9 protein-coding genes and 1 pseudogene are annotated in these 12,570 nt (G+C 74.5%); 9 read left to right on the plus strand and 1 reads right to left on the minus strand.

The features are described from left to right. The 5 genes and pseudogenes from ABZS51_RS18630 to ABZS51_RS18650 form a co-directional block, all read left to right on the plus strand. Positions 1 to 290 (plus strand): annotated as a pseudogene (locus tag ABZS51_RS18630) (SWIM zinc finger family protein); the annotation flags it as partial. After that, positions 287 to 1,723: a DUF5691 domain-containing protein gene (locus ABZS51_RS18635; RefSeq protein ID WP_355442214.1), complete on the plus strand. Its 1,437-nt coding sequence runs from the start codon at positions 287 to 289 to the stop codon at positions 1,721 to 1,723. The pseudogene ABZS51_RS18630 and the gene ABZS51_RS18635, both read left to right, overlap by 4 nt. A gap of 47 nt (positions 1,724 to 1,770) precedes the next feature. After that, positions 1,771 to 2,847: an AAA family ATPase gene (locus ABZS51_RS18640; protein WP_355442244.1), complete on the plus strand. Its 1,077-nt coding sequence runs from the start codon at positions 1,771 to 1,773 to the stop codon at positions 2,845 to 2,847. Between the two features lie 242 nt (positions 2,848 to 3,089). Then, on the plus strand, positions 3,090 to 5,651 hold the full coding sequence (locus ABZS51_RS18645; RefSeq protein ID WP_355442217.1) for a DUF5682 family protein: 2,562 nt from the start codon (positions 3,090 to 3,092) through the stop codon (positions 5,649 to 5,651). Next, the gene (locus ABZS51_RS18650; protein WP_355442221.1) at positions 5,644 to 6,765 is read left to right on the plus strand and encodes a VWA domain-containing protein; all 1,122 of its coding nucleotides are present in this window, start codon (positions 5,644 to 5,646) and stop codon (positions 6,763 to 6,765) included. The genes ABZS51_RS18645 and ABZS51_RS18650 overlap by 8 nt, the downstream gene beginning before the upstream one ends. A gap of 55 nt (positions 6,766 to 6,820) precedes the next feature. Here the strand turns inward: ABZS51_RS18650 and ABZS51_RS18655 are convergent, their stop codons facing one another. Beyond that, positions 6,821 to 8,266: a DHA2 family efflux MFS transporter permease subunit gene (locus tag ABZS51_RS18655; protein WP_355442224.1), complete on the minus strand. Its 1,446-nt coding sequence runs from the start codon at positions 8,264 to 8,266 to the stop codon at positions 6,821 to 6,823. A gap of 100 nt (positions 8,267 to 8,366) precedes the next feature. Here ABZS51_RS18655 and ABZS51_RS18660 point away from each other — a divergent pair, with 100 nt between their 5' ends. The 4 genes from ABZS51_RS18660 to ABZS51_RS18675 form a co-directional block, all read left to right on the plus strand. After that, positions 8,367 to 9,113 carry a TetR/AcrR family transcriptional regulator C-terminal domain-containing protein gene (locus tag ABZS51_RS18660; protein WP_355442227.1) on the plus strand — a complete coding sequence of 249 codons (747 nt, stop codon included), beginning with the start codon at positions 8,367 to 8,369 and terminating at the stop codon, positions 9,111 to 9,113. A 104-nt stretch (positions 9,114 to 9,217) separates the two neighbouring features. Next, the gene (locus tag ABZS51_RS18665) at positions 9,218 to 10,297 is read left to right on the plus strand and encodes a hypothetical protein (protein ID WP_355442231.1); all 1,080 of its coding nucleotides are present in this window, start codon (positions 9,218 to 9,220) and stop codon (positions 10,295 to 10,297) included. A 62-nt stretch (positions 10,298 to 10,359) separates the two neighbouring features. Beyond that, the gene (locus tag ABZS51_RS18670) at positions 10,360 to 11,763 is read left to right on the plus strand and encodes an MFS transporter (protein WP_355442234.1); all 1,404 of its coding nucleotides are present in this window, start codon (positions 10,360 to 10,362) and stop codon (positions 11,761 to 11,763) included. Positions 11,764 to 11,773: 10 nt separating this feature from the next. Continuing rightward, positions 11,774 to 12,570 (plus strand): enolase C-terminal domain-like protein (locus ABZS51_RS18675; protein ID WP_355442237.1); only part of this gene is annotated, 797 nt, incomplete at its 3' end.

The following is a 12,570-nucleotide window of genomic DNA, read 5'->3' on the forward strand; positions in this document are numbered from 1 at the left end:
CTGCGCTCATGGGCGCGCCGCCCGGGGTGACGCCGGAGGAGGCGATGGACGAGGTGGCCGCCGCCCTCGCCGCCGACCCCTGGACCGACTCCTGGCCCCTCGTCCTGGCCGGGGTCGTTCCCGGGCGTACCCATCTCGGCGGATTCCCGTTGCACCGGAGCGCGTACGACCCGTGGCGGCTGATGGCCGTCTCCGGGGGTCACCCCGTCACGGTCGCCGCCGAGTGGACCCCGTACGGGCTGCGCCCCCTGACGACCTGGGCTGACGACGGGACGGTGGTGATCCTGTGAGCTGGGACGACCTCGCCTCCACGGCCCTGGTGGGCACCCACCGCAGGCCGTACCAGGGGGATCTGCTGGCGGACGCCGCCGTGGAGGTCGCCCGGCGGCGCGCCGGGCGCCGCCTCGCCCTCGCGAGCGAGCAGCCCTCGGGCGCGGGCCCCGACGTCGCCCCCTCGGACGGGACCATCCCTGGCACCGGCGCGGATCAGGTCCCCCCTCGGCAGGAGGTATCCGGGGACGGGCGGGTGGCGCCGCGGGAGGGGCAGGCGGCCGTCGGCGGGGTGGCGGCCGGGCGGCTGGTGCGGATTCTCGGGGGCGAGTACGAGCGGCTGCTGCCCGAGTGGCTGGCCGCCGCGGCGGCGACCGGACGCCGGGTGCCCCCGTACGTGCTGCCGGAGCTGCTCGAACGCGGCCGCCGCGACCGCTCCATCCGCGCGCACCTCGGCGTGCTCGCCGGGCGGCGCGGCCGGTGGCTGGCCGGGCTCAACCCGGCCTGGGCCTACCTGCTGGAGGAGCCGACCGGCGAGACGTGGGAGCTGGGAAGCCCCGCCGACCGCCGTGCGTACGTGCGGCGGCTCAGGGTGGACGATCCCGGGGCCGCGCGGCAGCTGCTGGAGAGCACGTGGGAGAGCGAGACGCCGGACGACCGGGCGGAGTTCGTGACCGTGCTGGCCGAGGAGCTGTCCGTCGGGGACGAGCCGTTCCTTGAACGGGTGCTCGACGACCGGCGCCGCGAGGTCCGCCAGCAGGCCGCGAACCTGCTGGCCCGGCTGCCCGGCTCCGCCCTGTCCCGGCGGATGGCCGAGCGGGCCCGGGCCTGCTTCACCATCGCCGGAGGCGTGATGCGCGTGGAGCCTCCGAAGGAGTGCGACCGGGCGATGGAGCGCGACGGCGTCAAGGCCAAGCCGCCCCGGGGCATCGGTGAGCGGGCCTGGTGGTTGCAGCAGGTCATCGCCCGCGCGCCGCTGGAGATCTGGGGCCCCGCCCCGGCGCCGCTGCTGGCCCTGCGGATCCCCGACTGGGACGCCGAGGTGAAGACCGCCTGGGTCCGGGCCGCCCTGCTGCAGCGCGATCCGGCGTGGGCGCGGGCGATGTTCGCCTGGGACCCGATCGCCGACCTGCTGACCGTGCTGCCGCCCGGCGAGCAGCAGGTGCTCGCCGCCGCGTTCGTCCGCGAGCATGATCTGGACAGCCAGTTGATCATGGTGTTGGGCGGCGTGTCGCCGGACTGGCGTGAGGAGCTGGCCACGGCCGTACTCGCGAAGATCGTCAAGGTGGCCGGCACCCAGCCCTGGAACCTCGGCGAGCTCGTCAAGCTGGCCGGCGAGCGGGTCGCGCCCGCGCTGGGCGACCTGGCCGCGCGTTACTCGACCGAGCCGGCGGTGCAGCAGGTGGCCGCCATGCTGCGGTTCCGCGCCGACATGATGGAGGAGCTTTCGTGAACGACCTCAGCCCGGTGAGCGGAGCCCGCACGGGCGGCGACGCGGGCGTGCCGAACGACGCAGGCGTTCTGCGCCCCCACGCGGAGGACCAGTACGCCGAGGAGTTGCACCTGCTCGCCAAGGAGGACGACCGGCCCCGCCCGCCCGGCTGGAAGCTGTCTCCGTGGGCGGTCACCACCTACGTCCTCGGCGACGGCGACCGCATCACGCCCAAGTACGTGGGAGCCCGCCGCATCGTGGAGGTGGCCGTCGCCACGCTCGCCACCGACCGCGCGCTGCTGCTGCTCGGCGTGCCCGGCACGGCCAAGACCTGGCTGTCGGAGCACCTGGCCGCCGCCATCAGCGGCGACTCCACGTTGCTCGTCCAGGGCACGGCCGGCACCGCCGAGGAGGCCGTTCGTTACGGCTGGAACTACGCGAGGCTGCTGGCCGATGGCCCGTCGATCGAGGCGCTGACCCCGTCGCCGGTGATGCGGGCCATGGGCGAGGGCCGCGTGGTCCGGGTCGAGGAGCTCACCCGCATGCCGTCCGACGTGCAGGACGCCCTCATCACCGCGCTGTCGGAGAAGACGTTGCCCATCCCCGAGCTGGGGCGCGAGGTGCAGGCAAGGCGCGGGTTCAACCTCATCGCCACCGCCAACGACCGCGACAAGGGCGTCAACGACCTGTCCAGCGCGTTGCGCCGCCGCTTCAACACGGTCGTGCTGCCCGTCCCGGCCACCGCCGAGGAGGAGGTCGACATCGTCTCGCGGCGGGTCGACCAGCTCGGCAGGTCACTGGAGCTGCCGGGCACCTCGACGGGGCCGGAGGAGATCCGGCGCGTGGTGACGGTGTTCAGGGAGCTGCGTGCGGGCGTCACCGAGGACGGCCGCACCAGGGTCAAGTCGCCCAGCGGAACCCTGTCCACGGCCGAGGCCATCTCGGTGCTCACCAGCGGCATCGCGCTGGCCGCGCACTTCGGCGACGGGGTGCTGCGGCCGGCCGACGTGGCGGCGGGGATGGTGGGGGCCGTGGTGCAGGAGCCGGTGTCGGACCGGGTGGTGTGGCGCGAGTACCTGGAGACGGTCGTCCGCGAGCGGCCGGGCTGGCAGGACTTCTACCGGGCCTGCCGTGACGTCTCCTGACCGCGACGTCTTCCGGCCGCGGGGTCTTCCGACTGAGACGGGTTCTGACCGGAACCTGTTCTGGCCGGGACGTGCTCTGACCGGGACGTGCTCTGACCGGGGCCTGTTCTGGCCGGGACCTGTGCTGAGCCCACGTGATTGCGACGGTGACCTGTTCTGACGGCGGCGTCTCGTCGTCGACGGCCGTTCCCGCACCGCTCCCGCGTCCGACGGCGCGGGGGCTCCACGTTCGAGGAGATGCGATGACTGTCTCGGTCCTGGGGGTGCGCCACCACGGGCCCGGGTCGGCGAGGGCCGTGCGAGAGGAGCTGCGGCGGCTGCGGCCCGACGTGATCCTCGTCGAGGGGCCGCCGGAGGCCGACCCGCTCGTGGCCCTGGCCCCGGAGCTGGAGCCGCCGGTGGCGTTGCTGGCGCATGTCCCGGGCGCGCCGTCGAGCGCGGCGTTCTGGCCGTTCGCACGGTTCTCGCCCGAGTGGCAGGCCATCCTGTACGGCACGGCCCACGGCGTTCCCGTTCGCTTCTGCGACCTCCCGGCCGCGCACTCGCTCGTCTACCCGGCTCCCGGCACGGTTCCGGCCGTCGGCGTCGGTCCGGTCCCCGGCTCAGGTCCGGCCCCTGACCCAGGTCCGGCCCCTGGCGCGGGCGGGGGTTCCGGTGCCGGCCCAGGGGCGGGTGGCGGTGAGGTCGCGGACGTGCCGGGGGACGCCGGCGCCACGCCCGTGGAGGTGCGGGTGGATCCCATCGCGACACTCGCCTTCGCCGCCGGGTACGACGATCCGGAGCGCTGGTGGGAGGACGTCGTCGAGCATCGCGGCGACACCCCGTTCGAGGCGATCGCCGAGGCGATGGCCGCCGTCCGCGAGGGGCACGTGCCCGACCAGCGGGAAGCCCGCCGCGAGGCGTACATGCGCCGGATCCTCCGGGCCGCGCTCAAGGAGGGGCACCAGCGGGTCGCCGTCGTCTGCGGCGCCTGGCACGTCCCGGCCCTGACCGGGCCGCTGCCGCCGGTGAAGGCCGACGACGCGCTGCTGCGCGGCCTGCCCAAGGCGAAGGTCGAGCTGACGTGGGTGCCGTGGACGTACGGGCGGCTGGCCTGGTGGAGCGGCTACGGCGCGGGCATCGGGTCGCCGGGCTGGTACGACCACCTGTTCGCCGCGCCCGACCGGCCGGTCGAGCGGTGGCTGGCCGCGGCGGCCGGGGTGCTCCGTGACGAGGGCCTTCCGGTGTCGTCCGCGCACGTCATCGAGGCGACGCGGCTCGCCCACGGCCTCTCCACGCTGCGCGGCCGCCCCCTGGCGGGACTCGGCGAGGTCACCGAGGCCGTCCGGGCCGTGTTGTGCGAGGGCGATGAGCCGGCCGTCGAGCTGATCCAGCGGCGCATGGTCGTGGGGGACCGCCTGGGCCATGTCACCGACCGCACGCCCATGGTGCCCCTTCAGCGCGACCTGCGTGACCAGCAGCGGCGGCTGCGGTTCAAGCCCGAGGCGATCGACCGGGACGTGACCCTCGACCTGCGCAAGCCCCTCGACCTCGAACGCAGCCACCTGCTGCACCGGCTGCGGCTGCTCGGCGTCGGCTGGGGCACACCGGGGGAGTCGCGGGGGAAGGGGACGTTCAAGGAGACGTGGAGGCTGCGGTGGCGGCCCGAGTTCGACGTCACGCTGATCGAGAGCGCCGCGCTCGGTGTCACGGTGGCGGAGGCGGCCACGCAGCGTGCCCGTGACCTGGCTTCGGGCGGCGGCGCGTCTCCGGGGGGCGCGTCTCCGGGGGGCGGGTCGGCGTCCGGGGGTGGCTCGGGACCTGGGTTCGGCTCACGGCCGGGTTCCGGCTCCGGGGCCGGTTCCGGGGTGGTGGTGTCGTTGGCCGATCTGGCGGATCTGGTGGAGCGGTGCCTGCTGGCCGAGTTGCCGGACGCGCTGCCGGAGGTGCTGGCCGCCCTCTCGGCCAGGGCCGCTCTCGACACGGACGTCACCCGCCTGATGGCGGCCCTGCCGGCGATGGCCCGCGCGCACCGCTACGGCGACGTGCGGGGCACTCCGGCCGAGGGGCTGGCGGTCATCGTCCGGTCGATGCTGGACCGGGTACGCGTCGGGCTGCCGGCGGCGGTGACGGGACTGGACGACGAGGCGGCGGCCGCGCTGCTCGGCCACATCGACGCGGTGCACGCGGTGGTCGCCCTCCTCGAAGCCCCGGCCACACCACCGGGCGGCGCGGCCTCGGGTGGCGGCAGCGGTGACGCAGGGGCGGGAGGTGCGCGGGGGCGCTGGTTGCGTACGTTGCGGAGTCTGAGCGAGCGGCCCGGCCTGCACGGGCTGATCGAGGGGCGGCTCACCCGCATCCTGCTCGACGCCGGTGAGCTGGACGACGCCGCCGAGCGGATGTCCAGGGCGATGTCGAGCGGGCACCCGCCGGCCAGGGCGGCCGCATGGGTCGAGGGGTTCCTGGCGGGTGGTGGGCTGCTGCTGGTGCACGACGCCCGGCTGCTGGAGCTCGTGGACGGGTGGCTGACCGGGCTGTCCGGCGACCAGTTCACCGGCGTGCTGCCGTTGCTGCGCCGCACGTTCGGCGGCTTCGCCGTACCGGAGAGACGGGCGATCGGGGAGCGGCTCCGGTCCGCCGGGCGGCATGAGCGGCGGACGGAGCGGGACGTGGACGAGCGGCGGGCGGCGCCTGCGGTCGCCACCGTGCTGACGATCATCGGGCGAAGCGGCACCGGACGAGGCGACCTCGGCAGAGACGGCACCGGAGGCGGCGGTACCGGAGGAAGTCGTGTCGGGAGCGGGACCGGGAGCGGGCATGGATGAGCGGATGCGCAGGTGGCGCATGGTTCTGGGTGGTGGGGGAGCTGACGGCACCGGCGTGGCGCTGGAGGGGGCCGACGCGGCGATGGACACCGCGCTGGCCGCCGTGTACGAGCGCGACGGCGGCCTCGGCGCCTCCGCGCCGCGCGTCGCCCGCTGGCTGGGCGACATCCGGACGTACTTCCCCTCCACGGTGGTCCAGGTGATGCAGAGGGACGCCATCGAGCGGCTGGACCTCACCCGGCTCCTCCTCGAACCCGAGATGCTGGAGGCCGTCGAGCCCGACGTGCACCTGGTCGGCACGCTGCTCGCGCTGAACCGGATCATGCCCGACCGGGCGCGCGAGTCGGCCCGCGCCGTGGTCCGCAGGGTGGTGGGAGAGCTCGAACGCAGGCTGGCCCGGAAGACCAAGGCGGCCGTCACCGGCGCGCTCGACCGCTCCGCCCGGACCTACCGGCCGCGCCGGGCCGCCGACATCGACTGGGACCGGACGATCCGGGCGAACCTTTCCAACTATCTGCCCGAGCACCGCACGGTCGTGCCGTCGCGGCTGGTGGGGCACGCCCGGCGGCAGCGGGCGGTGCGGCGTGAGGTGGTGCTCTGCGTCGACCAGAGCGGCTCGATGGCGGCCTCGGTGGTGTACGCGAGCGTGTTCGGGGCGGTGCTGGCGTCGATGCGGTCGCTGCGGACGTCGCTGGTCGTGTTCGACACCGCCGTGGTCGATCTGACGGACCGGCTGGACGACCCGGTGGAGCTGCTGTTCGGCACGCAGCTCGGCGGCGGCACCGACATCAACCGGGCCGTGGCGTACGCCCAGGGGCTCATCACCCGGCCGGCCGGCTCGATCTTCGTGCTGGTCAGCGACCTGTACGAGGGCGGCGCCCGGGACGAGATGCTGCGCCGGGTCGCCGCGATGAGCCAGGCCGGCGTGCAGGTGGTCGTCCTGCTGGCGCTGTCGGACGAGGGGGCCCCGTCGTACGACCACGACAACGCCGCCGCCCTCGCGGCGCTGGGCGTCCCCGCCTTCGCGTGCACGCCCGACGCGTTCCCCGAGCTGATGGCGGCTGCGCTGGAGGGGCGTGACCTGGGCCACTGGGTGGAGAGCCACACGTCCTGAGCCTGATGTCGAAACCCGCGGGCCCCGCAGGGCCCTGTCCCCGGACGGGCGGGCGTCAGTGGCCCGGCCGGCCGGGGAGGGCGCGGCGCGGGAGGAGGAACGACAGCGCCAGCGTGAGCCCGAGCAGGCCCACCTCGGCCCACACCGTGGCCTCCATCGCCGGCCCGAAGCCCCACTGGCTCTTGAGCAGGTGGAAGAAGAACGTGCCCAGGACGGCGGTGCCGAGCGCGCCCCCGAGCTGCTGCACGGCCGTCAGCGTGCCCGAGGCGGAACCGGACTCGTGGTTCTCCACGCCGGCGAGCACGATGTCGAAGAACGGCGCCATGACCATGCCCATCCCGACGCCGGCGACGGCGAGGCCGGGGGCGAGCTGCCACGGCGAGAGGTCCAGGCCGGTGAGGTGCACGGTCACGGCCAGCACGGCGGCTCCGGCGGCCATGACGACGGCGCCGATCTGCAGCAGGCCCCGGCCGAGCCGCTCCTGCAGCCCCGACATGGCCAGGCCGAAGCCGGCCACCGCGCCGAGCGCCTGCGGCAGGGCGGTGAGCCCGGCCTTGAGCGGGCCGTAGTGGAGGCCCACCTGGGTGAAGAGGGTCAGGACGAGGGCGAAGCCCATGATGCCGGAGAAGAACGCCAGCCCGGCGGCCAGCCCGCCGCTGAAGGCCCGCTTGCGGAACAGGCTCGGCGTGACCAGCGGGTCCTTGCCGCTCCTGGCCCGGCGCGACTCGAACGCGCCGAAGACGGCGAACATCACGGCGGAGCCCGCCATCGAGACGAAGGTCCAGGCCGGCCAGTCCAGCTCGGGGCCCTGGATGAGCGGGTAGATCAGCAGGAACGCGGCCACGGACACGAGCAGCACGCCCACGAGGTCCAGCCTGGTGGCGCTGGTGAGCCGGATCTCCGGCAGGTACCTCATCCCGGCCACCACCGCGGCCAGCCCGAGAGGCAGGTTGATCAGGAAGATCATGCGCCAGCCGGCGCCGAACAGGTCCGCGTCGACCAGCCATCCGCCCAGGATGGGCCCGCCCACCGACGAGATCGTCATCACGGGGCCGAACGCGCCGAACGCCTTGCCCAGCTCCTCCGGCGGGAACATCTCCTTGATCATGCCGAGCCCCTGCGGCAGCATCACCGCCCCGAACAGGCCCTGCGACGCCCGGCCCGCGATGAGCAGCTCGGGACTCGTCGACAGGCCGCACAGCAGCGACATGACCGTGAACCCGGCGGCGCCGATCAGGAACATCCTCCTGCGGCCCACCAGGTCGCCGAGCCGCCCGCCGGTGATCAGACCGATGGCCATGGCCAGCGTGTAGGCGGCGCCGAGCCACTGCACGAGGCTCTCCTCGCCGCCGAGGTCCTGGCGGATGGTGGGGGCGGCGATGGTGGTGATGAGGGCGTCGAGCATGTCCATGACCTCGGCGGCGAGGATGACGGCGAGGGCGGGCCAGCGCCGGCGGTGCGGCTGGAAGCCGGTTGTGGCCTCCGAGGTGGTGACGGTCATGGGGGGACTCCTTCTAACACCGTTCGGATCTACGAACACCGTTCGTCAACGAGCACTGTTCTATGGGCGAACAGTGTTCGTGTCAAGTACAGTGTTCGTCATGCGAAGCCGGAACAGCGACGATGACCGCCCGGACGTCCCTGTGCCGCCCTGGCGCAAGGCCCGCAAGCAGCCGCAGCCGAGACTCCAGCTCAGCCGGGAGCTGATCGTGGAGACCGGGCTGCGCATCCTCGACTCGGAGGGGCTCGACGCGCTCAGCATGCGGCGGGTGGCGCAGGAGCTCGGCACCGGCCCCGCCTCGCTGTACGCGCACGTGGCGGCCAAGGAGGAGCTGCTGGAGCTGATCTACGACCGGGTGCTCGGCGAGGTCGTGCTGCCGGAGTACGACCCCGCCCGCTGGCAGCCCCTGCTGCGCCGGTGCGCGCTGGAGATGCACCACGTCATCCTCGCCCACGCCGACGTGGCCCGGGCGGCGCTGGCAAGCATCCCCACCGGGCCGAACGCGATGCGGGTCGCCGAGTACATGTTCGGGCTGCTCATCGACGCCGGCATGTCGCCGCGCGACGCCTCGCTGGCCTTCGACCGCATCGTCCTCTACGTCTGCGCGGACGCCTTCGAGGGGTCGCTGCACTTCTCCCGGATGAGGGCGGTGGGGGCGTCGAGCCCGGAGGAGTTCTTCCACACGTACGTCTCGCACATCGAGGAGTACTTCGAGTCGCTGCCGCCGGAGCGGTACCCGCACCTGAGCGAGCACGCGAAGGCGCTGGTGGAGGACGACGGCGAGACGCGCTTCCGGTACGGGCTGGATCTGATCTTCGACGGGCTGGCGGCGCGCATGCCGCGGTGATCTCCCCCGGGTGGGGGAGCGGGCTCCCCTCGCGAGGTGACGAGGGCCGGGACGTCCACGTGTGTGATCGTGAACGCCGCCGCACCCGTCCCCGAGGAGCCTCCGTGACACCCCAACCCCCGGCCCCCGTGCCCCGCGCCGCCGTGGCGTGGGGCCTCCTGTACGCGGCGGTCCAGAGCGCTTGGGCGGTCACCGGCACGACCGTGCCGCTGACCCCCGAGGTCGCCTACCCGCCGGCCGCGCAGTTCCTGCTCGCCGCGTTCGCCCTCGTGGCCGCCGTCGCCTGCGCGGCCGTGACCCGCCCGCTCCGCCACCGCGCCAGGGCGGCGGCGACGGCCGTACTCTCGGCGGCGCCGCCCGTGTTCGCCGCCGGAGCGCTCAGCCTGCCGGTGCACCTGGTCACGCTGCTGTCCGGTGCGGGGGTGGAGAGCGCCACCGGCCTGGCCTGCGTGCTGCTCGACGCCGCCGGCGCCGCCGTCCTGGCGCACGGCCTGACGACCGGTCTGCGCCGCCTGCGGGGCCAGTGCGCCCGCTGCGGCCGGGCCCATCCTTACGCCGGCGGCGGCCCTCTCACCCACCCCGGCCCGTCCACCGCGACCCGCCGCACCCGGACGGCGGCCGCCCTGCTGCTGTGCGGCGTCCTGCCGTGGGCCGGGGTGAAGACGATCTGGACCCTGGGCGGGGACGCGCTCGGCGTCACGGCCGAGAGATGGCACGCTGCCAACGCGGGCGCGCCCGGCGCGGCCCGGGCGCTCGCGTCGGTGGGCGTCGACGTCACCGTGCTCGCCGCGCTGCTCGCCGTCGTGCTGACGCTCGGCCTGCTGCACCGCTGGGGAACGGTCTTCCCCCGGTGGACGCCGCTGGTGGCCGGGCTGCGGGTGCCGCGGATGCTGCCGCTCGTCCCGGCCTGGGCGGTCGGGGCGGGGCTGGCGGCGTACGGCTCGGTGCTGGTGGTGTACGCGTCGCTGCGCGCCCTCGGCGTGCTGCCGTCGGCCGCGTCACCGGACGGGTTCACCCGCGCGGGGCTGACCTGGATGATCCTGTTCGGCGGGCTCGCGTTCGCCGGCCTGGGTTACGGTCTGCTCCTGTCCGCCCGCTCGTACGCCGCCCGCACCCGCCCCACCTGCGCCCCGCCGCCCGCTCCGGTGGCCGGAGGTCCCGGGAGAGCCGTCGTACGTCCTTAGGCCCAATTGCCTAGGACCCGCGCCCGATGTGCCCCGGCGTCCGGAACCCTAACGTTCCGGATATGACAACGACTCTTGAAGCTCCGGCCCCCGCCGGTGTGGTGTCCCCCAGTTACCGGGCGGTCAGCGTCGGCCTGGTGGCCCTGATCATGCTGGTGGCGTTCGAGGCGATGGCGGTGGCCACGGCCATGCCCGTCGTGGCGCGCGAGCTGGGCGGCATGTCCCTGTACAACCTCGCGTTCAGCGCCACCCTGGCGGCCAGCGTGATCGCCACCGTGCTCGGCGGGCGGTGGAGCGACCTGCGCGGCCCCGTCGCGCCGCTGACGGCCGGAGTGGTCAGCTTCGTGGCCGGCCTGCTGATCGCCGGGCTGGCGCCCACGATGGAGGTGCTGGTCGCCGGCCGGTTCGTGCAGGGACTCGGGGCCGGACTGGTCCAGGTGTCGCTGTACGTGCTCGTGGCGCGGGTCTACCCGCCGGCGATGCACCCGAAGGTGTTCTCGCTGTTCTCGGCCGCGTGGGTGGTGCCGTCCATGGTGGGGCCCGCGATCGCGGGGCTCGTCGTGGAGAACGCCGACTGGCGGTGGATCTTCATCGGCGTGTCGCTGATCGTGGTCCCCGCCGCGCTGCTGCTGTGGCGCGGCATCGCGAACCGCCACCTCGGCGCACCGGCGGACGCCGAGCGGCCCGCGACCGAGCCGGCCGCTCCCGCCCCGCGGCTCGGCGGCAAGCTCGTGTGGGCCACGCTGACGGCCGTCGCCGCCGCCCTCATCCAGTACGGCAGCGCGCTCGAGCTGGCCGGGCTGCCCCTCGTCGCGGCCGGCGTCGTCCTGCTCGCCGTCAGCCTGCCCAGGCTCCTGCTGCCCGGCTCCCTGCGCGCCGCCCGCGGCCTGCCCAGCGCCCCCGTGCTGCGCGGCCTCGCCTACGGCGCCCTCATGGCGACCCAGGTGCTCATCCCCCTCATGCTGAGCAGCGAACGCGGCGTGTCCCCGACCGGCGCCGGCATCGTGCTCACGATCGGCGCCCTCGGCTGGTCCACCGGCTCCTGGATCAAGGGCCGCGGCGTCATCGGCAACGTGGCCGCGGTCCGCGGCGGCGCCGCCCTCATCGCCGTCGGCATCGCGCTCGTGTCCCTCGTGCTCGTCGACGCCGTCCCGCTCGCCGTGGCCCACGTCGCCATGGCGATCTCCGGCCTCGGCATCGGCATGCTGCACCCGACGGTCTCGGTCATGGTGCTGGAGATGTCCCGGCCGGGCGAGGAGGGCGGCAACACCGCCGCCGTGGGCGTCGGCGAATCCGTCTTCACCGTCGTGGCCGTGGCCGGCGCCGGAGCGCTGTTCACCGCCACCGGCGAGTCGTACCTCGTGGGTCTGGCGTTCACCTTCATCCTCGCCGTCCTGGCGGTCGTGGTGGCTCCCCGTTTTGCCCAGTCGGCGAAGGCAGGCACTATGGAGGGGACCGCGTCATAAAGGGGGGCACATGCCGCGAGTGCGGGAGCTGGAGGTCTTCCGGATCGTTCTGCCGGTCGGCAGGCGGTCCGAGAGCCTGCTCGTCAAGCTCACCGACTACGCCGGCATGACCGGGTGGGGGGAGGCCCTCGCCCCCGGCGGGAAGACGTTCTCCCGGCTGGAGGAGACGCTCGGCGCCCTGCTGATCGGCGTCGACTGGGAGCACCCCGACGCCCTGCCCGGCAGCGACCCGGCGGTGGACATGGCCTGCTGGGACCTGTGGACCCGGATGCGCGGCGTCCCGCTCGCCCACGCGGTGGGCGGCACCCGCACCTCGCTGATGGCCACCGTCCGGCTGTCGCCCGACACCTCGGTCGAGAACCTCGTCGCCCGCGTCAACCAGCAGGTCTGCGCCGGGTACGGGCACGTCACGCTGGACATCCGCCCCGGCTGGGACGTCGAGCCGGTCCGGGCGGTACGGCAGGCGTACCCGGCGCTGACGCTCGCCGTCGACGGCGCGGGAGCCTACACCGAGGAAGGCCAGCTCGTCGCGCTCGACTCCTACGGCATCGAGGTCATCGAGCGGCCGTTCGCGGTGGGCGACGTCAACGCCCACGCCTCGCTGCAGGACCAGGTGGCCGCGTCGGTCGCCGTGGAGGTCCGCTCGTCGGCCGAGCTGGACGACTTCCTCACGCTGCGCGCGGCCCGCGTGCTGCTGCTGCGGCCCACGGCGTTCCCGTCCCTCACCGAGGCCCGGCGCGCGCACGACCGCGCGGCGGCGGCCGGCTGGGACATCCAGTGCGCGGGCGGCCAGGGCGCCGGCCTGGC

This window comes from Nonomuraea sp. NPDC005501 (assembly GCF_040605905.1).
Lineage (GTDB): Bacteria > Actinomycetota > Actinomycetes > Streptosporangiales > Streptosporangiaceae > Nonomuraea.